Genomic DNA, 22,551 nt, shown 5'->3' on the forward strand with positions numbered 1-22,551 from the left:
CGGCAAGCCAAGCCTGCGTCAGCTTCGGTCGCCAGCAAATAAATCCGATTCCGCTCAAACCCTTGGCCCGCCTGCATCTTGGCCTTGGCGCGCGGCTGCGCCGCACCCCGCGCCCGTTGACTCGCGTCGAGCGACGAGAACAAAGATGGAACACAGACATTTTGTCAGCATGAACCCCTCGCGCACCCCCGCCGCGCTCGACGCGCTTCGCCGCCAGGTCCGCGCCCTCGAGATCGAGGGTCAGGCCAGCCGCGCGGTGCTGCCCTTCGGCGTGGCCGAGATCGACGATCGCCTTCCCGACGGCGGCTTGCCGATCGGGGCGCTGCACGAGGTGGCCGGCGGGGCCGACGGCGCGCTGCATGGCGCGGCCGCGGCCAAGTTCGCCGCGGGTCTGCTGGCGCGGATGGACGGCCAGGTGCTGTGGTGCCGGCGCCATCCGGACCTCTTCGCGCCGGCCCTGGCGCGAGTCGGCCTGCCGCCCGACCGGATCATCTTCGCCGACGCCGGCGACGAGGACGGGGTCTTGGCCTCGATGGAGGAGGGCCTGCGCTGGCCTGGCCTGGCGGGCGTCGTCGGCGAGGTCTCCAAGCTGTCGATGACCGCCTCGCGAAGACTGCAGTTGGCGGCTGAGAAGAGCGGGCAGATGGCCATCGCTATCCGCCGCTGGAAGCGAACCGCCGACGCCGCTGAACTGGGCCGGCCAACGGCCGCCTACAGCCGCTGGCGGGTCTCGGCGATGCCGTCGTCACCCCTGCCCACCGCCGGCGTCGGTCCCGCCCGCTGGTTTCTAGAACTTTTCCGTTGCCGCGCCGGGCAAGCCTTCGACCTTGAGATAGAAGCCTGTGACGCAAAGGGTCATCTCCGTCTTCCTGCCCCACTGGCCAACCGACCGATTGGCGCGGACGCAGGCCAAGACCATGGGCCAGGCCGCGCCGCCGCCTGACGCGCCGGTGGCGATGGTCGGGCGCATCGGTCGCCGCCGGGCCGTGGCCGCCATGAACCCGGCCGGCGCCGCGGCGGGCCTGCGGATCGGCCAGGCGATCGCCCAGGCCACGGCCATGACCAAGGGCCTCGTCCTCCACGATCTCGACGCGGCGGGCGACGCCGCCGCGCTCCTGCGCCTGGCGCTCTGGGCCCAGCGCCACTACTCGCCGGTCGTCAAGCCCGACGGGACTGATGGCCTGGTCATCGACGCCACCGGCTGCGCCCATCTCTTCGGCGGCGAGGAGAAGATGCTGGTCGACCTGCGCGATCGCCTGGCCAAGGCCGGCTACGCGGCCCAGCTGGCGATCGCCGACAGCTGGGGCGGCGCGCACGCCTTGGCCCGCTATTCGCGCCGCGCGATCTTCGTGGTCGAGCCGGGACGTACGGGCCGCGCGCTCGAGGACCTGCCCGTCGGGGCGCTGCGGCTGCCGGCCGATCTTGTCCAGACGCTGTCGCGCCTGGGCTTCGACACGATCGGCGAACTGGAGGCGACCAGGAAGGGCCCGCTGGCGCACCGCGTGGGCCTGGAGCCCGTGCGCCGGCTCGACCAGGCGTTCGGACGCACGGCCGAGCCGATCGAGCCGGTATTGGCGCCCGAGACGCTGCGGGTCCGCCGCGTCTTCGCCGAACCGATCGGTGCGCCCGAGACCATGGCCCGCTACCTTGGCCAGCTGACGGGCGAGCTTTGCGCGGCGCTGGAGGCGGTCGGCCTGGGGGCGCGGCGCCTCGACGCCTACTTCATGCGGGTCGACAACCGCATCGAGACCGCCCGGATCAGCCTGGCCCAGCCCTCGCGCGACGTCCCCCGCCTGGCCAAGCTCTTGTGCGAGAAACTCGAGCACGTCGACCCAGGCTTCGGGGTCGAGACGATGTTGTTGGCCGCGCCGGGCGCCGAGCCGCTCGGCTGGCGCCAGGACGACGTGATCGGCGCCGGCCGCCGCGCCGCCGACATCGCCGGCCTGGTCGACACCCTCAGCGTCCGGCTCGGGGCCGACGCGGTCTATCGCGTCGTCAACGTGCCCAGCGACCTGCCCGAACGCTCGGTCAAGAAGGCCCCGGCGCTGTCGCCCGCCGACACCGCCGAGGCCACGCCCTGGCCGCGCCCCGAACGGCTCTTTGGCCATCCCGAACCGATCGAGACCCTGGCGGCCTTGCCCGACCATCCGCCGGTGGCCTTCACCTGGCGCGGGGTGCGCCGGCGCGTGGCGCGGGCCGACGGGCCCGAGCGGGTGTTTGGCGAGTGGTGGCGCTCGGACGCGGAGCTGACCCGTAGCCGCGACTACTTCCAGGTCGAGGACGAAGGCGGCGAGCGGTTCTGGATCTTCCGCGACGGCGACGGCGAGGACGCCGCCTCCGGCTCGCAACGCTGGTTCTTACACGGGGTGTTCGGATGAGTCGCCCTTCGCCAGCGCCGGACGCGCCGGCCGATCTTGGCGACTACGTCGAGCTGCACTGCGCCTCACACTTTTCGCTGTTGCGCGGGGTGTCCTCGCCCGGCGAGCTCTTCGAGGAAGCCGCGCGCCTGGGCTACCGCGCCCTGGCCATCTGCGATCGCAACAGCGTCGCGGGCCTGGTGCGCGCCCACGTGGCGGCCAAGGCGACGGGCGTTCGCCTGATCGTCGGCTGCGAACTGGCCTTGCGCGACGGGACGGTCATCCTGGTGCTGCCGACCGACCGGGCCGCCTATGGGCGGCTGTGCCGCCTGCTGTCGCTCGGCAAGGCCCGGGCCGGCAAGGGCGCGTGCGACATCGACTTCGACGATCTGGCCGCCCACGCCGAGGGGCTGATCGCCATTCTCGCGCCCAAGGAGGCCGACGCGACCTGCGCGCGGCAGCTGGCGAAGGTGGCGGCGATCTTCGGGCCCAACGCCCACATGGCCCTGACGCTGCGCCGGCGCCCGGGCGAAGCGCTGCGACTCCATGAGCTGGAGCGCATGGCCCAGGCGGCCGGCGTCGTGCCGGTCGCCACCAACCGCGTCCTGATGCACGACAAAGCGCTGCGGCTGCTGCAGGACGTCGTCACCTGCATCCGCGAGCGGACGACGATCGACGACGCGGGCTTTCGGCGTGAGCGCGAGGCCGATCGCTACCTGAAGGCCCCCGTCGAGATGCAGCGCCTGTTCGCGCGCCACCGCGAGGCCCTGGCCGCCTCGGTGGCGATCGCCCGGCGCTGCGGCTTCAGCCTCGACGAGCTGACCTACCAGTACCCGCACGAGGTGGTCGAGGCGGGCCGCACGGCGCAGGAGACGCTCGAGCGCCTGACCTGGGAAGGCGCGGCGCGGCGGTTTCCGGACGGGGTGACGCCGGAGGTGCGCCGCCTGCTCGCGCACGAATTGAAGCTGATCGGGACGCTGGGCTACGCGCCTTATTTCCTGACGGTCAATTCGATCGTCCAGTTCGCGCGCAGCCAGGACATCCTCTGCCAGGGCCGAGGCTCGGCCGCCAACTCGGCGGTCTGCTACGTGCTGGGCATCACCAGCATCGACCCCGAACGCAACGACCTGCTGTTCGAGCGCTTCGTGTCGCAGGAGCGCAACGAGCCGCCCGACATCGACGTCGACTTCGAGCACGGTCGCCGCGAGACGGTAATGCAATGGGTGTTCGAGACCTATGGCCGTCACCGCTGCGCGATCGTCGCGGTCGTCCAGCGCTTCCGGCCGCGCGGCGCGGTCAAGGACGTGGGCAAGGTGCTGGGCCTGCCCGAGGACATGACCGAGGCCCTGGGCAGCCAGGTCTGGAGCTTCTCGCGCGAGCAGATCGAGGACAAGCACGCGCGCGAGATTGGACTGGACCTGACCGACCGGCGCCTGCGCCTGACCCTGGAGCTGGCCAGCCAGCTCCTCAACACGCCGCGCCACTTCAGCCAGCACCCGGGCGGCTTCGTCCTGACGCAGGACCGGCTCGACGAGCTCGTGCCGATCGAGCCGGCGCGGATGGACGGGCGCCAGATCATCGAGTGGGACAAGGACGACATCGACGAGCTGAAGTTCATGAAGGTCGACTGCCTGGCGCTGGGCATGCTGACCTGCCTCAAGCGCGGCCTGGACCTGCTCGCGCAGCACAAGGGCGTCGCGCTCGACCTGGCGACCATCCCGCCGGAGGATCCGCGCACCTATGCGATGATCCGCCGGGCCGACACCCTGGGCGTCTTCCAGATCGAAAGCCGGGCGCAGATGGCCATGCTGCCGCGCCTGAAGCCGCGCAGCTTCTACGACCTAGTCATCGAGGTGGCGATCGTCCGCCCCGGCCCGATCCAGGGCGACATGGTCCATCCCTACCTGCGCCGCCGCGAAGGCAAGGAGCCCGTCAGCTACCCCAAGCCCGAGCTCGAGAAGGTTCTGGGCAAGACCTTGGGCGTGCCGCTCTTCCAGGAGCAGGCCATGCGCGTGGCGATCGAATGCGCGGGGTTCACGCCCGGCGAGGCCGACCAGCTGCGCCGGGCCATGGCGACCTTCAAGGTCACCGGCGGCGTGAGCCACTTCAGGACCAAGCTCGTCGGCGGGATGGTGGCGCGCGGCTATGACGAGGCCTTCGCCCTGCAGACCTTCGCCCAGTTGGAGGGGTTTGGCAGTTACGGCTTTCCGGAAAGCCACGCCGCCAGCTTCGCGCTGTTGGCCTACGCCTCGTCCTGGCTGAAGTGTCATCACCCCGACGTCTTCTGCGCCGCGCTGCTCAACAGCCAGCCGATGGGCTTCTACCAGCCCAAGGAAATCGTCCGCGACGCCAAGGACCACGGCGTGGAGATCCGCCCCGTCTGCCTCAACGCCTCGCGCTGGGACTGCACGCTCGAGCCGCTGGGCGACACCGGGCGCTTTGCCGTGCGGCTGGGATTGCGCCAGGTGCGGACGTTGAAGGAGACCGACGCGGCCCAGTTGGTCATGGCGCGCGGCGAAGAACCCTACCAATCGATCGACGAGGTCGCCCGCCGCGCGCGGATCGGGACCGGCGCGCTGGACGCGCTGGCCCGCGCCGACGCGTTCGGGCCGGCGCTGCTACAGCAGCGCCGCGAGGCCAACTGGGCGATCAAGGCGCTGCGCGATGCGCCCCTGCCGCTCTTCGACCACGCCGGCGCGTCCGAGCTCAACGAGGCCGCGCCGGCCCTGAAGCCGATGACCGAAGGGCGCGAGATCATCGAGGATTTCAGCCACCTGGGCCTGACCTTGCGCCGCCACCCGCTGGCCTTGCTGCGCGAGGACCTTGCCGGGCTGGGACGCGCGCCGTGCAAGACCGCCGCGGGCGCCAAGGATGGCCGGTTCGTCAAGACCGCGGGCCTCGTCCTGGTCCGTCAGATGCCTGGCACGGCCAAGGGCGTAATGTTCATGACCATCGAGGACGAGACGGGCGTGGCCAACTTGGTCATCTGGAAGACGCTCTACGAAAAGCAGCGGCGGATCGCGCTGTCGGCCACCCTGATCGGCGTCGATGGCCGCATCCAGCGCGAGGGCGACGTCGTCCACCTGGTCGCCTACCAGCTCCACGACCTCAGCGGCGTGCTTGGCCAGTTGCAAACCCGGTCGAGCGAGCCCGGCGACCTGTCCTGGGCCCGTCGCAGCCGCAACTTCTGCTGAACGCCACGCCGCTAGGCGATCGCGCCGTCATCCGCCACCGGTCCACGCTTGGAGGAAAAGGGCCGTACGCCGTCACGCGGCAAGGTCAGGACCAGATCGTCGTTCTGCCAGACCTCGATCCGTGCGGCGCTCGCATGCTCGCGGAGAAGGCCTAGCGCGTGGGCGCGCAGGCCGTCCGCGTCCAGGGCCTGGATGTCGACGTGGGTGGCGACTTCGTTGTCGGCCAGGCAGAGGAAGGTGAAGCTCTGGGTCGGGGCCATGAACCGAGCTTAGCAGTTCGCGCGGGAGAGACATCGATTTTCGGCATGTGCATGTGCGGGCGAGTGGGACCCGGGGGCGGTGATCGCCCGTCAGCCATCGTCGCGGCGAAACGCGACCATGAAGGCCTCGATCAAGCTTCTGGCGAGGTCTTCGAACCGGCCGGCGGCGAACAGGGGCACGTGCGCGGCGAGGCCGCCGGGGAACTTGGCGAGGCTGCCGCCGGTCAGCGCGAGGATGACATGCAGTTGGTCGACGGCGCGGCGCGCCTGGGTGGGATCGTTGAACGCCGCGACCATCGCCTCGTCCGGCATCTGGAAGACATAGGTCGCGACACGACGGGAGGCTTCGGCATAGCGCTGGAACCGTTCGCGCCGGGCCGCCACCGCATCGATGTCGACGATCTCGGCCGACACCCCTACGCGGTCGATCGCTTCGAACGTCAGGGCCACATCGGTCGCTGAGGGGTGGGACATGGAGGCTATATGGCGATGGCGCCGAGCCTGTTCGAGAGCCTGCGACCCTGCGCCGCCGGGCGATCAAGGCACGTCACGGACGCCGGCGCGCCGGGCGACGCAGCGCGGAGACGGAAGGACAAGTCGGTCCTGCCGTCGCGAACAGGATCTGGATCTCGGCGCGCGATCGGGCGCGCTTGACCGCTCGGCCAAGCCTTTGCCTGCGTCACCGCGACGATGCCGCGCCCGGCGACGGCTCGGACGCTGGGCGCGCCACGAAGCGATCGCGGATGGCCTTGTTGAAGAATTCGCCCTTGGCGAAGGCCAGGCGCATGCCCTCGGCGATATCCGCAGGGACGTCCGCGTAGACGTAGGCCTTGCCGCTGACGAAGGTGATGGTCAGCGCCGCGCGCTCGGCGTCGTAGCGCCAGGCCCTGATCACCGACGAGGGCATGATGTCTATCGCTTCTTGCGGTCGCCCTTGTCGCCCTGACCGCGGCCGGCGTCATGGTTCGAATGGCGGCGCTGGTCGGCGGCGAGCGACTTGCCCACGTCCACTTCCTCCTTGAAGTGGCCTTGGTCGTCGCGCCGCACGAAGCGCTTGTCGCCGGGGTTGGGTTCGATCAGTTCGCGTTGGGACATGAGCGTGGTCTCCTTCCGAAAGGCGAATCCACGAGCCCGCCAAACTGTTCCGCCGCCGAGGCTGTTTCGGGTTCCCGGGCCAGCGCCTTGCGATCGGACCGCCGCCCTTGAATCCATCCCGCCCCTCGGGCGTTGATAGGGCAAGGAGCATACCCATGACCCAGGCCGCCAACGACGACCGCCGCTTCAGCGTCTATGCCCGCCACGCTGGGCCCCACCACGCGCGCGTCATCCGGGAGCCGACCTTCGAGGCGGCCGCCGTGGCCTACGTCGAGGATCTGGCCATCGCCCCGGACGACGAGGACGCGATCAGCGTCATCGTCCGCGACGTGGACACCGGCGGCGAGCACTGCTTCCGCGTCGATCTCGAAACCGGCGAGACGGCCTCCTGCGGCTGAGAACGAATCGATCCGCTCGCCGTTGAGTCCCAGCGCGTGAAGCGCCAAGGGATCAACGACATGGCGTATCGCCCGACCTGGCAAGGACATCTTCGGCTCTCGCTCGTGACGTGCCCGGTGGCGCTCTACACGGCCACCAACAGCGGCGGCGAGGTCCATTTCAACCTGATCAATCCGGACACCAACAACCGGATCAAGATGGTCACCACCGACCCCGATACCGGGCCGATCGAGCGCTCCAAGCTGGTCAAGGGCTATGAGGTCTCCAAGGGCGAATACATCCTGCTGAGCCAAGACGAGATCAACGCCGTCAAGCTTGAGAGCACCAAGACCATCGACATCGAGCGGTTCGTCCCCGCCGAGGACATCGATCGGGTCTATTGGGACAATCCCTATTTCCTCGCGCCCGACGGCAAGCTGGCGCAGGAAGCCTTCGCGGTGATCCGCGAGTCGATGGAGCGCGCGGGCCAGATCGCCCTTGGCCGGGTGGTCATGTCGACGCGTGAGCGCCTGCTGGCGCTTGAGCCACGCGGCAAGGGCATCCTGGCCTACACCCTGCGCACCGACGCGGAGGTGCGTCGCGAGGCGGAGATCTTCGACTCGATCAGCGACAAGGCTCCCGACGCTTCGATGATCGCGATCGCCCAGAAGATCATCGAGCAGAAGGAAGGTCCGTTCGATCCCAGCCAGTTCGTCGACCGCTACGAGGAGGCGCTCAAGGACCTGATCAAGGCCAAGCAGAAGGGCCACAAGGTCGCCAAGGTCGCCGAACCCGAGGACACCAATGTCGTCGACTTGATGGAGGCGCTGCGCGCGAGCCTCTCGGCCAAGCCAGGTGCAACCAAGCCCGCCGCTAAGGCCAAGGCGCCGGCCAAGGGCAAGGCCACTGCGGCGAAGGCGCCGGCCAAGACCGCCGCCCATGGCAAGACGCGCAAGGCCGGTTAGTTCGCGCCCCCCTCGGCGCGATAGGCCCGCCGCGCCCGATCGATTTCGGCCTCGGCGGCCTTGCGGTCCGCCGACCACCGCCGCCGGGCGCTCAATTCGTCGGCTTCAAGCGCCGCGCGCCGCGCCTTGAGGTCGGCCTCCTCGGCCAGCCGCTTGCGATGGATGTCGGCGAGATGCGCTTGGGCGGCGTCCAACCGCGAGCGGTCCGGCGGCGGTGGCGGCTCGGGCTCGGGTTCGGGCTCCGCAAGATCCCGCAGCTCTAAATCGGGCACAGCCTTCGCCGGCTTGGCCTTGTGGACGAGCTTGAGGTCCGGCCGCGTGCGCCGGGGCGGGTCCGGCACGTCCGGCAGGCCCGGCTCCAGGCCGAAGGGGTCGGTCGAGCCGACCGCGCGGCGCAGGGGGATTTCCGGGTGGGCCATGGCGGCAGCGATCGCCGCCGGGTCGTCGGTAACCGTGGCGCGTCCATCGGCGAACAGGTTCTGGCGCGTTCCCCAGGCGGCCAGGGCGGCGGCCTGGTTCGGCGCGGCCACGACGCTGTCGTGAAAGCCGAACTGGGCGGCATAGACCTTCAGTCGCCTGACTGGCGTCTTGGCCATCGGGCGCCTCGCCTAGACCTTGCCCAGCCGGCGGATCGCCGCCTCGAGCGGCCGTTCACCGTCGCAGTAGTCGTCCCACGCGGTCAGTTTGCGAACGAGGGCCGGGACCGTGCGCACCGTGTACTTGGCCGGGTCCAGATCCTTCTTCACCTGCGTCCAGGCGAGCGGCATCGACACCGGCGCGCCCTCGCGACCGCGCGGCGACAGGGGCGCTACGGCCGTGGCCATGCGATCGTTGCGCAGGTAGTCCAGGAAGATCTTCCCCGTCCGTTTGGCCTTGGCCATCACGATCAAGTAGCGCTCGGGATTGTCGGCGGCCATGGCCTTGCAGACGTCGCGAGCGAAGGCCTTGGCGATGTCCCAATTGAGTCCCTCGGCCGACAGTGGCGTGACGACATGCAGCCCTTTGCCGCCGGTCGTCTTGCAAAACGACACCAAGCCCAGGTCCTGCAGGCGGTCGCGCACTTCGCGGGCGCCCTCGACCACCCAGTCGAAGGGCACGTCCGGAGCCGGATCGAGGTCGAACACCAGTCGTCCCGGCTGCTCGGGCAGGAACGGCTCGCTGTTCCAGGGGTGCAGTTCGAGCGCGCCGACCTGGGCGGCGGCGACCAACGCCTCGACCTTGTCGAACTGGAGGTAGGGCTTGCGGTCGCCCCACACGGTGACCTCCGAGATCAGGGACGACTGGCCCTTGCTCGTGTGGCGCTGGAAGAAGTTCTGCTTGCCGTGGATGCCGTCGGGCATGCGGATCATCGAGCACGGCCGGCCGCGCACGTGGTCGATCATCCACGGGCCAACGGCTTCGTAGTATTGCGCCAGGTCGAGCTTGGTGACCGGCGCGCCGTCGTGGGCGTGCGGCCACAACGGCTTGCCGGCGTTGGAGATGGTCTGGCCCATGACGACCGCCGAGCCCCTGGCGCCGGCGGTCCCCACCGTAACGGTCGCGGCCTTGGCCTTCTGGGCCTTGGGCTCGGCCAGTTCGGTACCGGCGGGGGCGGGCGTTTCGGCCTCGACCTCGTCGGCGGGCTTGTCGGCGCGAAGGCCCTTGAACGCGGCCTGACGCAACTGGCCATCGGCGGTGAACCCCTCGTACTCGATCTCGGCGACGAGTTCGGGACGCAGCCAGTGGACCTCGCCAAGCCGGCCCGCGCGGCTAGGACCTTCCTTGCCCTCGAAGGGCGAGGCGCCGGTCTCCAACGCCTTCAGGCGCGGCAGGAGCGTGTCGAGCTTATCGCGGCCAAATCCGGTTCCGATCCGGCCGATGTGGAAGAGCTTGCCGTCGCGATTGACCCCGGCGATCAGCGAGCGGAACTTGCCGTTGGTGGTGGTGTAGCCGCCGATCACCACCTCATGGCCGGCGCGGCACTTGGACTTGGTCCAGGTCTCGCCGCGTCCCGAGCGGTAGGGCCCGTCGAGCCGCTTGGAGACGATGCCCTCCAGGTCCATCCGGCACGCCGACAAAAGCACCGCGTCGCCGGCGGTGACGAAGTGGTCGACGAACCGAAGGTTCTCCCCGCCGCCGTCCAGGTGGGTTTCCAGCCGGTCCTTGCGCTGCGCCAGCGGCAGGTCGCGCAGGTCCTCCAGGCCTTCGAACAGCAGGTCGAAGACGAAGAACACGAGGTTCTTGGTGCGGCGCTCGGAGATCGCGGCCTGGAGGGCGGCGAAGTCCGGCGCCCCCGAGCTGTCGAGAGCCACGACCTCTCCGTCGATGATCCCGTCGCCAAGCTTGGCGCCGGCCGCGACGATCTCGGGAAACTTCGCCGACCAATCCAGCCCCTTGCGGGTGCGCAAGGCGGCCTTGCCGCCCTGCGTGCGCAGTTGCATCCGATAGCCGTCGAACTTGATCTCGTGCGCCCAGCCAGGGCCCGAAGGTGGCTTTTCCAGGGGCGTGGTCAGTTGCGGCTCAATGAAGTCGGGGAGGGTCTCGACGGTCTTGGCCTTGTGCTTGGCCTGAGCGGCGCCGGCCTTGGTCTTCGTGGGTCGAACGAGGCCGGCGGGCGCGCTGTCGTCGCGGTTGCTCTGCCAGACCGCGCCCGCCTCGGTCGCCGTGGCGGTCATGAAAGGCCGGGCCGCCTTGCCCTTGCCGTTGGTGATCTCGGCCAGGGTCCGGCCCGAGGCGATCGAGCGGTCGGCGTCGGTCGGGCCGTTCGGGTTGCCTGCCTCGGCGGCCTCGTCGCGGTGCTTGATCAGCATCCAACTGGCCCGGCCCCGGCTGTCGCGCTTGGTGCGGACGAGAACCCAGGAGCCGTGCATCCGCCCGCCTTCCATGACGAACTTCAGTTCGCCCTTGGCCAGGGCCGCGCCGATCTTCTCGAAACCCTTTTCCGGCGCCCAATATCCGCGATCCCACAGCATCACCGTGCCGCCGCCGTATTGACCCTTGGGAATCGTGCCCTCGAAGTCGCCATAGTCCAGCGGGTGGTCTTCGACCTCCATGGCCAGACGCCGGTCGCTGGGATCCATCGACGGGCCCTTGGGGACGGCCCAGGATTTGAAGGTCCCGTGATATTCGAGGCGAAGGTCAAAGTGCAGGTGGCTGGCGGCGTGCTTCTGGATCACGAAGCGCAAGGCTTCCGACGGCGCGATGGCGCGCTCCCCCGACGGTTCGGCCGTCTGGGTGAAGTCGCGCATCGACTGGTATTTGGCGAGTTTGGCGTCGGCCATGGGTTCCCTCTTCCCAGCCCAAACGGCCAAATCACGACCGTTGATCCCTAGCCCGAGCTTGCGGCCAGAAATCTGGATCGCGCCGCCGCCAGGGAGAGCGCCCGACCCCATTGCGCGGCGGAAGGGGCGACACCGCGCCGCGCGCCTGATGGCTTGCCTTATGGCCGGGCATGATCATTTTGCCGCGATGGCCAAGTACGAACCCCTCCGGCGCTACCTCGCCCGTCAGAAGACGGCGCGCGTCGAGCTGACCTTCACCGACATCGAACGCCTGATCGGCGCCTTCCTGCCCAAGGCCGCCGCGCGTCCGACGTGGTGGAACGAGGTCGAGGCCGGCGACCCGCCCGTTCAGGTCCAGGCCTGGCGGGCGGCCGGCTATCGCGCCCAACTCGCGCGCGACGAATGCGTGGTGTTCGAACGAGGCTGACCCGGCGGATCCAGTCCCGGCGCCCCGAACGCGCCGCCGCCCAAAGCGGCGGCGCGCGGCGCCGGCCTCTTGGCCCGCTCGCTCGCGAAAAACGGCCGGGACGCCCGCCGCGCCCCGGCCAGGTCGCCTAGTATTCCTCGGCCAGCATCAGGGTGAGGACGCGCCGGGTCACCGCCGGGTCGGCGGGCTCGGGCGAGGCCAGGGTGAGGCTCTGGTCGTAATAGTCGATCTTCCAGAACAGGCGCTGCCCGCCGATCTCGAAGGCGCCGAAATCGCGTTCGCCGTGCGGGTCGTTGTCTTCGCTGAAGTCGGAAAACGCGACCACGGCCGCCACGGCCTGAACCATGGCGCGGGCGCCCAGGGCCTGAACGCCGGGCGTCATCACCCACCCCACTTCCGGCCGGGCGCGGTGCTGGTCGTTCAGCTGGGCGATTGCTTGGGCATGCTCCTGCTCGATCATAGGAATATTCTCCTCGGGCCGTCGGTTGCGGACGCAAAGCGCGTCTGCAACCGGCGCCCCTCGGCGAGAGCTGGGGGTGCAAGCGGAGGCGCCGGCTTCGCGGGGACCCGGCTGCAGGACCCGTAGGGGCCGAAGCTGGGCGGAAGCCGGTCCGAAGCGCGCCAGGGGCGGAGCCCCAAGCCCGCGCGCCCGCCTGCGGGCGCTCATGACAATGAAGCCTGTACAGGAGAGCGCGCGAAGCGCGGTCGGGAGGCGGCGTCGAGCCGCCGGCGGCAGGCCAAAGCCTGCCCGCAGGGGCGCGCCCGTAGGAGCCGCGAGCGGAGGCGGCGCCCGCCAGGGCGCGCGGCGGGACCGAGCGTGCCCGCCGGCGGATCACGATATGGGGCGTTGGCCCGTCAAGATCCGGCGTCGCCTGTCGGCGTCACCGTGACTTGATACGTTGGGCCAGGCGGAGGAAGGCGTAGGCCGGTCGCGCGCCGCCGCCGAACTTGCAGGCGATATCGACCTCGTCGGCGAAGGCGTCGAGGCGCTCGACAAGGTCGTCGAGGTCTTCCAGGTCCTCCTCGGGCAGGGTCGCCACCAGCAGGCCGTAGAACCGGTCGGCCTCCAGATCCGTCAAGCGCGACGCGTCATGGCAGGCGTCGGCCATGGCGTCCTCCAAGGTGGACGGTCGGGTTCCAGGCGCGCAGCGCACCTGCTTGGCTTCGAAGGCCCAAGAGATTTGGCGGGCCGGATCGGCGACCCACAAATCGGCGCGGCCGTTGCCTTTTCGCCGATAGTCCGTGTGATGTTTCTTGATGCACAGGTATTCGGTCATCGACAGCAGGCCGGCTGTCGAGGCCGCCGACGAGAGCACGCCGCAACTGGCGGTCTCGTTCATAAGCGGATCCAGCTCGATGAAGTTCGCGAACGCCTTGCGGCTGCGCGCGACCTGTTTGAACCAAGGGTCCCAGGACGAGGCTTCGGCCAAGCGTCCATCAATCTTGAGCCAAACGAAGTCAGGGGTTTTCGGCATGACGGTTCCTTAGGCTGGGCCGCCGTCCCGGCGCGGGTTCAAAGCAGGCTCTGCCAACGAAGCCTAGCGAGCGCGACACAGAAGCTCATCCTATAGTGACGCTTGGCTGCCGAAACGCTTTTTCCGAGTGTGCCGCCATTTCATAAGTGCCGAGCTTGCGGTCGAACGGGGTAGAGCCTGTTCCCCCAGGTGGCCCGACAGTTCGACAAATTGCCTTTGAGCGCACTTTAAGTTATCTTTCTCAGGAATTATCAAACTTGAGAGTTTGGACTTCTCCGGAATGGATAACTATGAGTGATCAATCCGGCGGAAAATTGAACCAGCTTGGCCGCCTCGTGCCCGAGGGTCTGGTGGTCGACAGCGGTTGGCTGTCCAGCAACGGCTACTACAATTCGTTGCGCTCGAAGTACGTGAACGCCGGATGGCTGGCCCACCTGGCCCATGGCGTCTATGGCCGCCACCGCCACACGCTCGACTGGGTGCAGGTCGTCGTCTCTCTCCAGACGATCCTCGAATACCCTTTGGTGGTCGGCGGGCGCAGCGCCCTCGAACTCCAGGGCTTTGGCCACTACGCCGCCGACCTGAAGGTCGTACACCTCTATAGCCAGCGACCACCACCGTCCTGGCTCGACGACCTGCCGCTGAAGGTCAAGTTTCAGGTCCACAACGGAGCACGGCTGTTCCTCGCCCCGATCGAACGCCGCCATGAGGTTCTGGATTGGGAGTTGGTCGCCCAGGAGGGCGCCCTGGTCGAGCCCGCCCTCGACAGCATCGCCAACCTGAAGGTCGGTCACCAGCCCTGGCCGGTGGGCGTTTCGATCCCCGAACGCGCGATCCTGGAGGCGCTCGACGAGTTGCCCCGCAACGACAGCTTCCACCAGATGGACATGGTGATGGAGGGCCTGACCTCGCTGAGACCCAAGAAGCTGCAAGCGCTGCTTGAGGCGTGTCGCAGCATCAAGGTCAAGCGCCTGTTCTTTCTGCTCGCCGAGCGACACGACCACGCCTGGCTGGCGCGCCTTGATCGCGACGCCATAAGCCTCGGCAAGGGCAAGCGCAGCCTGATCCCGGGCGGCAAGCTCCATCCCAAGTACCAGATCACTATCCCGGAAGACTTCTGATGGCCTTCGCCGAAATCTACGAGCGCCAAGTCGCGCTGCTCATCCGGGCGATGCCGATGGTGATGGCCGAACCATGCTTCGCCTTGAAGGGCGGCACGGCCATCAACCTCTTCATCCGAAATCTCCCGCGTCTGTCCGTCGACATCGACCTGACCTACCTGCCGGTCCAGGATCGGCAGACCTCGCTGGCCGAGATCGAAGCGGCCTTGCTCCGCATCGCCGCACGCATCGAAACCAGCATCACGCGCGTCCGCGTCCAGCCCAGCCGTTCGCAGACCGACAACGCCGTCACCAAGCTCGTCGTCCGCGTCGACAACGTCCAGATCAAGATCGAGGTGACGCCGGTGCTGCGCGGCTGCGTTTTCGACCCCGAGCCGCGCGACGTCTCCCCCGCCGTCGAGGAGCGGTTCGGCTTCGCCACGGCGCGGGTGGTGTCGTTCGCCGACCTCTATGCCGGCAAGATCGTCGCCGCCCTCGACCGCCAGCACCCCCGCGACCTATTCGACGTTCGCGACCTCCTCGCCAACGAGGGCGTCGACGAGCAACTGCGCGCCGCCTTCATCGTCTACATGATCAGCCACACACGGCCGCTCGGCGAGGTGCTCGCGCCGACCCGCAAGGACATCGCCGGCGAGTACCGGCTCAACTTCGAGGGCATGACCGACGAAGTCGTACCACTCGAGGCGTTGCTCGACGCGCGCGAAGCCATCATCGCCACCATCGTCGGGGGCATGCCGGAGAACCATCGGCGCTTTCTGCTGAGCTTCAAACACGGAGAGCCCGACTGGGACTTGCTAGGGCTGCCGCATGTCGCCGAGCTGCCAGCGGTCCGCTGGAAATTGCAGAACCTCCGCTCGATTTCAGATGAACGCCGGGCCGGTCTCCTGGCCAATCTCGAACGAGCGATCGAGAGCGGGGGCCAGGCCGCGCCGCCACGCTAGTCCGTCACCAGGCTGGCATCGCCCGCTGCCTTGCGCGCAGCCGGCGCCGCGGCCACAAGCATGCCATGCTCGCAGCCCTAGCCGCCGCCATCATCGCCTGCTACGCCCCCGCTGTTCATGACGGCGATACGCTGCGATGCGGCTCGGAACGGGTCCGGCTTTTCGGGGTCGACGCGCCTGAGGTTCGACGCGGCTCAACGCCGGCCGAGCCGCTGGCCTACGAAGCGCGCGATGAGCTCGTTCGCCTCACCCGTGGCCGGGTCGGCTGCCGCTTCGTCGCGCGCGACCGTTATCAAAGGTTCGTGGGTCGCTGCTGGTCGGACGCGACGCCGGACGTCAACGCCGCGCTGATCCGCTCCGGGTTCGCCACGGAGTATGGGCGCTACAGCAAGGGCGCCTATCACGCGGCTGAGGACGAAGCGCGGGCCGCCGGCCGCGGCCATTGGGCCAAAAACGCACGCTAATCGGGCGACTCAGCCAGGCTTCTGCAGGCCGTAATCGCGCGTGTTCGGGCGAACGACGGCGAAACTAGGCGAGAAATTCGGCCTGACGGACAAAATCCCCAGTGCAAAACCCAGTGCAGGAAAATTCCTGCTCTGGGGTGAACCCACCGCAGAAACCTAAATGTTTGATTTTCTTGGAGAAATTGGCGCGCCCGGAACGATTCGAACGTCCGACCCTCAGATTCGTAGTCTGATGCTCTATCCAGCTGAGCTACGGGCGCGCATTGCCTTTCGGCGAGGCGGGGGAGATAGCCCGGACGATCCGGGGACGCAAGCGCCTTTTGATGCAGACCACGCGAAGTTTGTGGAGAAGGGCTTGCGGGCCTTGACCCGCGAGGCTCGGCTCCCTTCTTGGGAGGAACGACCTTGGCCGCGCGGGGACCGCAACGGCGCGCTCCTCGTTTCCGTGACCGGGGTCCTCGAGAAAGTTCGCCATGCGTCTGATCGCCCCCCTGCTCGCTGTTCTGCTCGCCGGCTGCGCGCCGCTCGCGGCGGAGGCCTCGCCGCCCGCCGTGGCCCAAGCGGCGTCCGCGCCCGCCTACACGCCGCGCGGCATGGTGGCGGCGGCCAATCCGCTGGCGGTGGAGGCCGGGCTGCGGGTGTTGCGCGACGGCGGGACAGCGGTGGACGCCGCGGTGGCGGTCCAGGCGGTGCTGGGTCTGGTCGAGCCGCAGAGTTCGGGCCTGGGCGGCGGGTCGTTCATGGTGTTCTACGACGCCAAGACCGGCAAGGTGACCGCCTATGACGGTCGCGAAAAGGCGCCCCAGGCGGCGACGCCTCGGCTGTTCATGGGGCCGGACGGCAAGCCGCTGAACTTCGTGACCGCGGTCCTTTCAGGTCGTTCGACCGGCGTGCCGGGGGCGGTGGGCATGCTGGCCCAGGCCCAGAAGGACCACGGCAAGGCCGCCTGGAACACGCTGTTCAAGGACGCCGAGCGCCTGGCCGACGGCGGCTTCACGGTCAGCCCGCGCCTGGCCGGCATGATCAACAGCCCGCGCGTGCCGCAGAACGTAGCGCCGGACGTGATCGCCTATTTCACCAAGCCGGGCGGCCAGCGCTACCAGGCCGGCGATACCCTGAAGAACCCGGCCTACGCCGCCACCCTGCGCGACCTGGCCAGCAAGGGCCCCAGCGCCCTCTACGAAGGCCCCCTGGCCCAGAAGATCGTCGACCGTCTGCACCAGGGCGACCTGCCCTCCAGCATGACCCTGGCCGACCTGAAGGCCTACAGGCCGCGTTCGGCCGACGCCCTGTGCCGGCCGTGGAAGGTCTACACCGTCTGCGTGCCCAATCCGTCGTCGAGCGGCGTGTCCGTGCTCCAGGCGCTGATGATGCTGGAGCACACCGACATCGCCAGGCGCGGGCCGACCGACCCGGTCGCCTGGACACAGTTGGCGCAGGCCGAGCGGGTCATGTACGCCGACCGCGACCGCTATGTCGGCGACCCTTCGTTCGTGAAGGTGCCGATCGAGGGCCTGCTCGATCCGGCCTATGTCGCCGAGCGGGCCAGGCTGATCGGCGAGACCGCGGGCCCGGCCCCGGCCTTCGGCCTGCCCAAGGGCGCGCCCGTGGTCGGGCCGGACAAGACCCAGGAGCCGGCCGGGACGACCCACATGGTCATCGTCGATCCGATGGGCAACGTGGTGTCGATGACCACCACGGTGGAGAGCGTGTTCGGCTCGGGCCGGATGGTCGGCGGGTTCTTCCTCAACAACCAGCTGACCGATTTCAACTTCGACCCTCAGGACGGCGACGGCGCGCCGGGGGCCAACGCCGTGGCCGGCGGCAAGCGGCCGCGCTCGTCGATGGTTCCGATCGTGATGCTGGACAAGGACGGCAAGTTCCTGGCCGCCGTGGGCTCGCCGGGCGGCTCGGCGATCCTGTCCTATAACCTGAAGGCCATGGTCGGGGTGTTCGACTGGGGCCTGACCATGCAGCAGGCGATCAGCCTGCCCAACCTGGTGGCGCGCGGCGACAGCTTCTCGGCCGATGTCGAGAAGTTCGGACCGGAGATGACGGCGGCCCTGCAGGCGCGGGGCGTGGCGATCCGGACCGGCCAGAACGAGACCTCGGGCCTGCACGGCGTGATCGTGCGGCCGGGCGGCGTGCTGGAAGGCGGGGCCGACCCCCGCCGCGAGGGCGTGGCCAAGGGGCTGTAGTTTTATATCCGCTCATCCCGGCGAATGCCGGGATCCAGATGGAATGGCTTTGAGGCTGACGCCAAGAGCGCTGAGCCTTTCCAACCCGCCACACCGCCACGGGATCTGGGTCCCGGCATTCGCCGGGATGAGCGGGTTTCCTGAAACGCTCAGGGCTTGGACCGCGCCTTGGGCTTCGCAGGCTCCGGCGGCGTTTCCGGCAGGGGCTCGGGCGTTCCCGCCAGGGTCAGGTCGAACACCGAGCCGCCGGGCCCCGTCTCAACCAAGGCCAGGTCGCCGCCGTGGCCCTGGGCCAGCTCGCGGGCGATGGCCAGGCCAAGGCCCGTGCCGCCGCGCCGCACCGAGCCGACGAACGGCTGGAAGAGATTGTTGCGCGCCTTTTCCGGCACGCCGGGCCCGTCGTCGGACAGCCGCAGGATGCTCGCGCCCTCGGCGCGGCGCAGCTCGACGAACACCCGGCCCTTGCCGCCGCGGTCGGGCGCGCCCTCGATGGCCTCGCGGGCGTTGCGCAGCAGGTTGGTGAGGATGCGGTGCAGCTGGTCCGGATCGGCCAGCACCTGCTCACGGCCGTCGATCACGGTCTCCAGGGCCACGCCGGACGGCTGCAGGCCGGCGTCCTCGGCGGCCATGTCGAGGGCGGCGCGCAGCGGCGTGGCGCGCAGGGCCGGGGCCGGCTCCTTGGACTTGCCGTAGGCCATGACGTCGCTGGCCAGGGTGATGGCCCGGTCCAGGGCCCGTTCGAGGCGCGGCAGGGCCTGGGCCACCTTGGGGTCGCCCAGGGCCGCCAGCCGGTCGGACGCCATCTGGGCGCTGGTCAGCATGTTGCGCAGGTCGTGATTGATCTTGGCCACCGCCTCGCCCAGCGCCGCCAGGCGGGCCTTGGCCTGCAGGGCGGTGATCAGGTCGGACTGCATCATGTCCAGTTCGCGCTCGGCGCGGCCGATCTCGTCGCGGCGGCGCGAGACCACCACCCGGGCGGCGGGATCCTCGGGATTGGCCCGGAACCGCTCCATGGCCAGGGTCAGGCGCTGCATCGGCCGCACCAGCAGGAAGTTCAGCGACAGGTAGATCAGCCCGCCGGCCAAGCCCGCGACGAACAGCGTCACACCGGCCAGCCGCCCCAGGGTGGCGACCAACTGCGCTTTCAGCGGGGCGTCGGGCAGCACGATCTCGACGAACTCGGCCTCCTGGCGGAAGCGCGGTTCGGCCATCACCCGCACCATGCTGCCAGGCGCGCTCTTCAGGGTGAAGAACGGGGCGGCCAGCCAGGAGCCGGAGTTCTGCCGGCGCAGGTCGACCAGATAGGGCGTCTTGATCCTCAGGCCACGCGGCTCGGCGGGCAGGACGAGGCGACGGGCGCCATCGACCTCCAGCGCCACGATCACCACCCCGGCCTGGTCGAGCAGTTGCTGGGAGACCTTGTCGGTCACCCGCCGCTCGGGGTCGGCGTCGGCGATGGTCGAGGCCAGTTCGGCGGCCCGCACGCGATCCAGCAGCCACTGCTTCTCGAAGTCGGCCAGGGCGGGCGGCAGGATGACGGCGCCGGCGATGGCCACGAACAGGGCGGTCAGCAGCAGCAGTCGCGCCGACAGGCCGCCGGGCCAGGGAAAGCGACGCCCTGGCTTGGGAGGGTCCGAAACTGCGGGCGCGACCGGCTCGGTCATTCGTCTGGGTTACTTCACGTCTGGGGCTTGGGCAACGCGGCGGTTTCGCCAATAGCGCCACAGGGGCGGCAGCAAGGCCAGGGCGCCCATCGCCGCGATCGGCAGGTAGATGCGCGGCGAGAACAGGGTGTGCAAGGTCACCGGCTCGCCGCTGGCGAAGATGTGGCCCAGGCCCGCGCCGATCCCGGCATAGACGAACGAACTGGGGATCATGCCCAGGAACGAGGCCAGCAGATAGGTGCGCACCGGAATGTTCATCAGCCCTGACGCCACATTGACCAGCAGCAGGGGGAAGGCCGGGATCAGTCGCAGGGTCAGCAGATAGGAGAAGGCGTCGGCCTTGAAGCCCTCTTCGATCCGGGTCAGCAGGGCGCCGGGTTTCTGGCGCAGGAAATTCCCGAACGCCGAGCGGCAGACGAGATAGACCACGGTCGAACCGCCGGTCGCGCCGGTCACCGCCGCCGCCCCGCCGCCGATCGGCCCAAACAGGAAGCCGCCGGTCAGCGACAGGATCAGGGCGCCCGGCAGCGAGATCGACACCGTGGCGACGTAGATCAGGATATAGATGGCCGCGCACTTCAGCGGGTTGGCCGCGGCATAGGTTTGCAGAGCCTGTCCGTGGGCCTGCAGGGTCGCCAGATCGAGCTTGCCCGCCAGGCCGCTGGCCAGGGCGACGACCAGCAGGATCAGCAACGCGCCCAGGGGCCCGAACCGGCGCAGCCAGGCCAGGGTGGTGTCCGGCGTCATCCCGCGCCGACCGCGTCGGTGACCGAGGCGAAGCCCTCGGCGCGCAGCCTGGCGGCCAGTTCGCGCTTGATGCGCTGGACCAGGCCCGGCCCGCCATAGACCAGGGCCGAATAGAGCTGCACGGCGCAGGCTCCGGCGCGGATCTTGGCCAGGGCGTCGGCGCCGCTGGCGACCCCGCCCGCCCCGATCAGGGCCAGGCCGCCGCCGTCGGCCGCGCGGAAGCGGGCCAGCATGGCGGTGGAGGCGGTCAGCAGCGGCCGGCCCGACAGCCCGCCGCCCTCGCCCTTGTCCCGCGAGGCCAGGTCGGCGGGGCGGGCGATGGTGGTGTTGCTGACGATGATCCCGTCCAGGCCATTGGCGGTGACGGTCTCGACGATGGCCTCGACCTCGCCGTCCTCCAGGTCGGGCGCGACCTTCAGGAAGATCGGATAGTCGACCGTCCCAGCCGCCGTCAGCAGGCCGCGCGCCTCGGCGATCCGGCCCAGCAGCTCCTCCAGCGCCGCCCGGGTCTGCAGGGCGCGCAGCCCGGGGGTGTTGGGCGAGGAGATGTTGACGGTGAAATAGTCCGACAGGCCCCACAGCCGCGTCAGGCCGGTGACATAGTCGGCGATACGGTCGGTCGCGTCCTTGTTGGCCCCGATATTGGCGCCGACGACGGGCGCGGGGCCGCCGGCGGCGCGCCGGGCCTTCAGGGCCGACAGCCGCGCGGCGAACGGCTCCAGCCCCTCGTTGTTGAAGCCCATGCGGTTGATCACCGCCTGGTCCTGGGTCAGCCGGAACAGGCGGGGGCGCGGATTGCCGGCCTGGGCCAGGGGCGTGACCGTGCCGCACTCCACGAAGCCGAAGCCGGCCCGGGACATGGCGGCGGGGACCTCGGCGTTCTTGTCGAAGCCGGCGGCCAGGCCCACGCAGTTGGACAGCGGCAGGCCGGCGACCGCGCAGGCGAGAATGGGATCGTCGACGTCAGACTGGCGCGGGCCCAGGCCCATCTTCAGGCCCTTGATCGCCCAGCCGTGGGCGTCCTCGGGATCGAGCGCGTGCAGGGCGCGGGCGGCGATGTCGTGCAAGGTCATTGGAGCAGGCTCATGCGGTCAGGTCGCCCAGCACCGGCACGCCGTCGGCGTCGAGCGCGAGCGTCCGTTCGGCCAGGACCTCGTCCGTCTTCAAGGGGCAGAACAGGTGCGGGAACAGGGCCCCGCCGCGAGAGGCCTCCCACTTCAGGGTCTCGCCCAGGTCGTCGGCCTCGACGGTCAGCAGCACCAGCCCGGCCTGGCCCTTGAAGTAGAGTTCGGCGGTGCGCCGGGCGGTGTCATGACCGGAGAAGTGGATGAAGCCGTCGGCCAGGTCGACCGCCGAGCCGGCGAAGGCGCCGGCCGCCCGGGCCGCGTCCCATTCGGCTTTCGGAAGGATCTTGTAGATCTTGCTCATTCGCCGCCGTGTCCGCCGTTTTCCGAAGCATAGAACAGGTGGCTCAAGGTGGGGGCTCCGTCGGGGTCGATCGAGAACACCGCGACCGTCGCGGTGGGAAACTTGCCGCGCAGCTGGGCCAGCTTGGCGGGGTCGACCGGACCGCCCAAGGCCAGGCGCAGGGCCAGTTCGTGCAGGCCCGGATTGTGGCCCACCACCATCACCGTTCCGGTGTCGGGCGCTTCCTCGCGAATCGCCGCCAGCACGTCCTGGGCCTCGGCGTGGTAGAGGTCGCGGCGGGTCGTGGCGCGCGCCTTGGGAAAGGCCGGCGCGACCGCGCCCCAGGTCTCGCGGGTGCGCCGGGCCGAGGAGACCAGGGCCAGGTCCGGCGACAGGCCGGCCTTGGCCAGGACCTGGCCCATCAGGGCCGCGTCGTTCTGGCCGCGCGGCGCCAGGGCGCGTTCGAAATCGCCGCCCGAAGCGGCGTGTGGCTCGGCCTTGCCGTGGCGCATGAGGATCAGTCGGTCCATGATCCTCCATAGCCTCCGCCGCGGCGCTCAGGAAGCGCGCGGTTGACACGGAAGGCGCCAAGCGGTCC

The 22,551-nt window shown here is 69.5% G+C and carries 23 protein-coding genes and 1 tRNA gene; 10 read left to right on the top strand and 14 right to left on the bottom strand.

Annotated features, from left to right (window positions below; genetic code table 11):
- The first annotated feature begins 145 nt into the window (after window positions 1–145).
- The 3 genes from ACSQ2G_RS16280 to ACSQ2G_RS16290 are packed head-to-tail and all read left to right on the top strand — an operon-like array spanning window position 146 to window position 5,551.
- Window positions 146–943 (top strand): ImuA family protein, encoded by a 798-nt coding sequence (locus ACSQ2G_RS16280; protein WP_436032590.1) that lies wholly within the window; start codon window positions 146–148, stop codon window positions 941–943.
- On the top strand, window positions 894–2,378 hold the full coding sequence (locus ACSQ2G_RS16285) for a Y-family DNA polymerase (protein ID WP_436032592.1): 1,485 nt from the start codon (window positions 894–896) through the stop codon (window positions 2,376–2,378). The genes ACSQ2G_RS16280 and ACSQ2G_RS16285 overlap by 50 nt, the downstream gene beginning before the upstream one ends.
- A complete protein-coding gene (locus tag ACSQ2G_RS16290) occupies window positions 2,375–5,551 on the top strand; it encodes an error-prone DNA polymerase (protein ID WP_436032594.1) in 3,177 nt (1,058 codons plus the stop codon). The genes ACSQ2G_RS16285 and ACSQ2G_RS16290 overlap by 4 nt, the downstream gene beginning before the upstream one ends.
- Before the next feature lie 11 nt (window positions 5,552–5,562).
- On the opposite strand, the gene ACSQ2G_RS16295 is transcribed toward ACSQ2G_RS16290, so the two are convergent.
- The 4 genes from ACSQ2G_RS16295 to ACSQ2G_RS16310 all read right to left on the bottom strand — a co-directional run bounded on the left by ACSQ2G_RS16295 (window position 5,563) and on the right by ACSQ2G_RS16310 (window position 6,906).
- The gene (locus tag ACSQ2G_RS16295) at window positions 5,563–5,811 is read right to left on the bottom strand and encodes a hypothetical protein (protein ID WP_436032596.1); all 249 of its coding nucleotides are present in this window, start codon (window positions 5,809–5,811) and stop codon (window positions 5,563–5,565) included.
- 90 nt (window positions 5,812–5,901) lie between these two features.
- On the bottom strand, window positions 5,902–6,261 hold the full coding sequence (locus ACSQ2G_RS16300; RefSeq protein WP_436032598.1) for a hypothetical protein: 360 nt from the start codon (window positions 6,259–6,261) through the stop codon (window positions 5,902–5,904).
- 229 nt (window positions 6,262–6,490) lie between these two features.
- On the bottom strand, window positions 6,491–6,718 hold the full coding sequence (locus tag ACSQ2G_RS16305) for a KTSC domain-containing protein (RefSeq protein ID WP_436032600.1): 228 nt from the start codon (window positions 6,716–6,718) through the stop codon (window positions 6,491–6,493).
- Window positions 6,719–6,723: 5 nt separating this feature from the next.
- Window positions 6,724–6,906: a hypothetical protein gene (locus tag ACSQ2G_RS16310; protein WP_436032602.1), complete on the bottom strand. Its 183-nt coding sequence runs from the start codon at window positions 6,904–6,906 to the stop codon at window positions 6,724–6,726.
- A 155-nt stretch (window positions 6,907–7,061) separates the two neighbouring features.
- On the opposite strand from ACSQ2G_RS16310, the gene ACSQ2G_RS16315 reads away from it, so the two are divergent.
- The gene (locus ACSQ2G_RS16315) at window positions 7,062–7,304 is read left to right on the top strand and encodes a DUF5961 family protein (RefSeq protein ID WP_436032604.1); all 243 of its coding nucleotides are present in this window, start codon (window positions 7,062–7,064) and stop codon (window positions 7,302–7,304) included.
- Between the two features lie 60 nt (window positions 7,305–7,364).
- Window positions 7,365–8,249: a Ku protein gene (locus ACSQ2G_RS16320; protein ID WP_436032605.1), complete on the top strand. Its 885-nt coding sequence runs from the start codon at window positions 7,365–7,367 to the stop codon at window positions 8,247–8,249.
- On the opposite strand, the gene ACSQ2G_RS16325 is transcribed toward ACSQ2G_RS16320, so the two are convergent.
- Together ACSQ2G_RS16325 and ligD are read right to left on the bottom strand one after the other, a co-directional pair.
- Window positions 8,246–8,845, bottom strand: a complete 600-nt coding sequence (locus ACSQ2G_RS16325; RefSeq protein WP_436032607.1) for a hypothetical protein — start codon at window positions 8,843–8,845, stop codon at window positions 8,246–8,248. The genes ACSQ2G_RS16320 and ACSQ2G_RS16325 overlap by 4 nt on opposite strands.
- 12 nt (window positions 8,846–8,857) lie before the next feature.
- On the bottom strand, window positions 8,858–11,509 hold the full coding sequence (gene ligD, locus ACSQ2G_RS16330; RefSeq protein ID WP_436032608.1) for a DNA ligase D: 2,652 nt from the start codon (window positions 11,507–11,509) through the stop codon (window positions 8,858–8,860).
- A 187-nt stretch (window positions 11,510–11,696) separates the two neighbouring features.
- Between ligD and ACSQ2G_RS16335 the strand changes: the two genes are divergently transcribed.
- Window positions 11,697–11,936 (top strand): DUF7662 domain-containing protein, encoded by a 240-nt coding sequence (locus tag ACSQ2G_RS16335; RefSeq protein ID WP_436032610.1) that lies wholly within the window; start codon window positions 11,697–11,699, stop codon window positions 11,934–11,936.
- A 127-nt stretch (window positions 11,937–12,063) separates the two neighbouring features.
- On the opposite strand, the gene ACSQ2G_RS16340 is transcribed toward ACSQ2G_RS16335, so the two are convergent.
- Together ACSQ2G_RS16340 and ACSQ2G_RS16345 are read right to left on the bottom strand one after the other, a co-directional pair.
- Window positions 12,064–12,396, bottom strand: a complete 333-nt coding sequence (locus ACSQ2G_RS16340) for a DUF3768 domain-containing protein (RefSeq protein ID WP_436032611.1) — start codon at window positions 12,394–12,396, stop codon at window positions 12,064–12,066.
- A gap of 421 nt (window positions 12,397–12,817) precedes the next feature.
- Window positions 12,818–13,276, bottom strand: coding sequence for a hypothetical protein (locus ACSQ2G_RS16345; RefSeq protein WP_436032613.1), 459 nt, complete (start codon window positions 13,274–13,276; stop codon window positions 12,818–12,820).
- Between the two features lie 425 nt (window positions 13,277–13,701).
- On the opposite strand from ACSQ2G_RS16345, the gene ACSQ2G_RS16350 reads away from it, so the two are divergent.
- The 3 genes from ACSQ2G_RS16350 to ACSQ2G_RS16360 all read left to right on the top strand — a co-directional run bounded on the left by ACSQ2G_RS16350 (window position 13,702) and on the right by ACSQ2G_RS16360 (window position 15,937).
- A complete protein-coding gene (locus ACSQ2G_RS16350; protein WP_436032615.1) occupies window positions 13,702–14,532 on the top strand; it encodes a type IV toxin-antitoxin system AbiEi family antitoxin domain-containing protein in 831 nt (276 codons plus the stop codon).
- Window positions 14,532–15,473 (top strand): nucleotidyl transferase AbiEii/AbiGii toxin family protein, encoded by a 942-nt coding sequence (locus tag ACSQ2G_RS16355; protein ID WP_436032617.1) that lies wholly within the window; start codon window positions 14,532–14,534, stop codon window positions 15,471–15,473. The genes ACSQ2G_RS16350 and ACSQ2G_RS16355 overlap by 1 nt, the downstream gene beginning before the upstream one ends.
- A 65-nt stretch (window positions 15,474–15,538) precedes the next feature.
- A complete protein-coding gene (locus ACSQ2G_RS16360; RefSeq protein WP_436032619.1) occupies window positions 15,539–15,937 on the top strand; it encodes a thermonuclease family protein in 399 nt (132 codons plus the stop codon).
- A gap of 183 nt (window positions 15,938–16,120) precedes the next feature.
- On the opposite strand, the gene ACSQ2G_RS16365 is transcribed toward ACSQ2G_RS16360, so the two are convergent.
- Window positions 16,121–16,197: transfer RNA gene (locus ACSQ2G_RS16365), tRNA-Arg, on the bottom strand.
- A gap of 213 nt (window positions 16,198–16,410) precedes the next feature.
- Here ACSQ2G_RS16365 and ggt point away from each other — a divergent pair.
- Complete coding sequence (ggt, locus tag ACSQ2G_RS16370) at window positions 16,411–18,135, top strand: gamma-glutamyltransferase (RefSeq protein ID WP_436032621.1); 1,725 nt, start codon at window positions 16,411–16,413, stop codon at window positions 18,133–18,135.
- 149 nt (window positions 18,136–18,284) lie between these two features.
- On the opposite strand, the gene ACSQ2G_RS16375 is transcribed toward ggt, so the two are convergent.
- Genes ACSQ2G_RS16375 through ACSQ2G_RS16395 form a run of 5 tightly spaced genes read right to left on the bottom strand, consistent with a single transcriptional unit; the run spans window position 18,285 to window position 22,483 of the window.
- The gene (locus ACSQ2G_RS16375; protein ID WP_436032623.1) at window positions 18,285–19,799 is read right to left on the bottom strand and encodes a sensor histidine kinase; all 1,515 of its coding nucleotides are present in this window, start codon (window positions 19,797–19,799) and stop codon (window positions 18,285–18,287) included.
- Window positions 19,800–19,808: 9 nt separating this feature from the next.
- Window positions 19,809–20,546: a TVP38/TMEM64 family protein gene (locus ACSQ2G_RS16380; RefSeq protein WP_436032625.1), complete on the bottom strand. Its 738-nt coding sequence runs from the start codon at window positions 20,544–20,546 to the stop codon at window positions 19,809–19,811.
- Window positions 20,543–21,619, bottom strand: coding sequence for a quinone-dependent dihydroorotate dehydrogenase (locus ACSQ2G_RS16385; RefSeq protein WP_436032627.1), 1,077 nt, complete (start codon window positions 21,617–21,619; stop codon window positions 20,543–20,545). The genes ACSQ2G_RS16380 and ACSQ2G_RS16385 overlap by 4 nt, the downstream gene beginning before the upstream one ends.
- A 10-nt stretch (window positions 21,620–21,629) precedes the next feature.
- The gene (locus ACSQ2G_RS16390; protein ID WP_436032629.1) at window positions 21,630–21,974 is read right to left on the bottom strand and encodes a DUF952 domain-containing protein; all 345 of its coding nucleotides are present in this window, start codon (window positions 21,972–21,974) and stop codon (window positions 21,630–21,632) included.
- Window positions 21,971–22,483, bottom strand: coding sequence for a SixA phosphatase family protein (locus ACSQ2G_RS16395; protein WP_436032630.1), 513 nt, complete (start codon window positions 22,481–22,483; stop codon window positions 21,971–21,973). The genes ACSQ2G_RS16390 and ACSQ2G_RS16395 overlap by 4 nt, the downstream gene beginning before the upstream one ends.
- Window positions 22,484–22,551: the final 68 nt, after the last annotated feature.

This window comes from Caulobacter sp. LjRoot300, assembly GCF_964253875.1.
GTDB lineage: Bacteria > Pseudomonadota > Alphaproteobacteria > Caulobacterales > Caulobacteraceae > Caulobacter.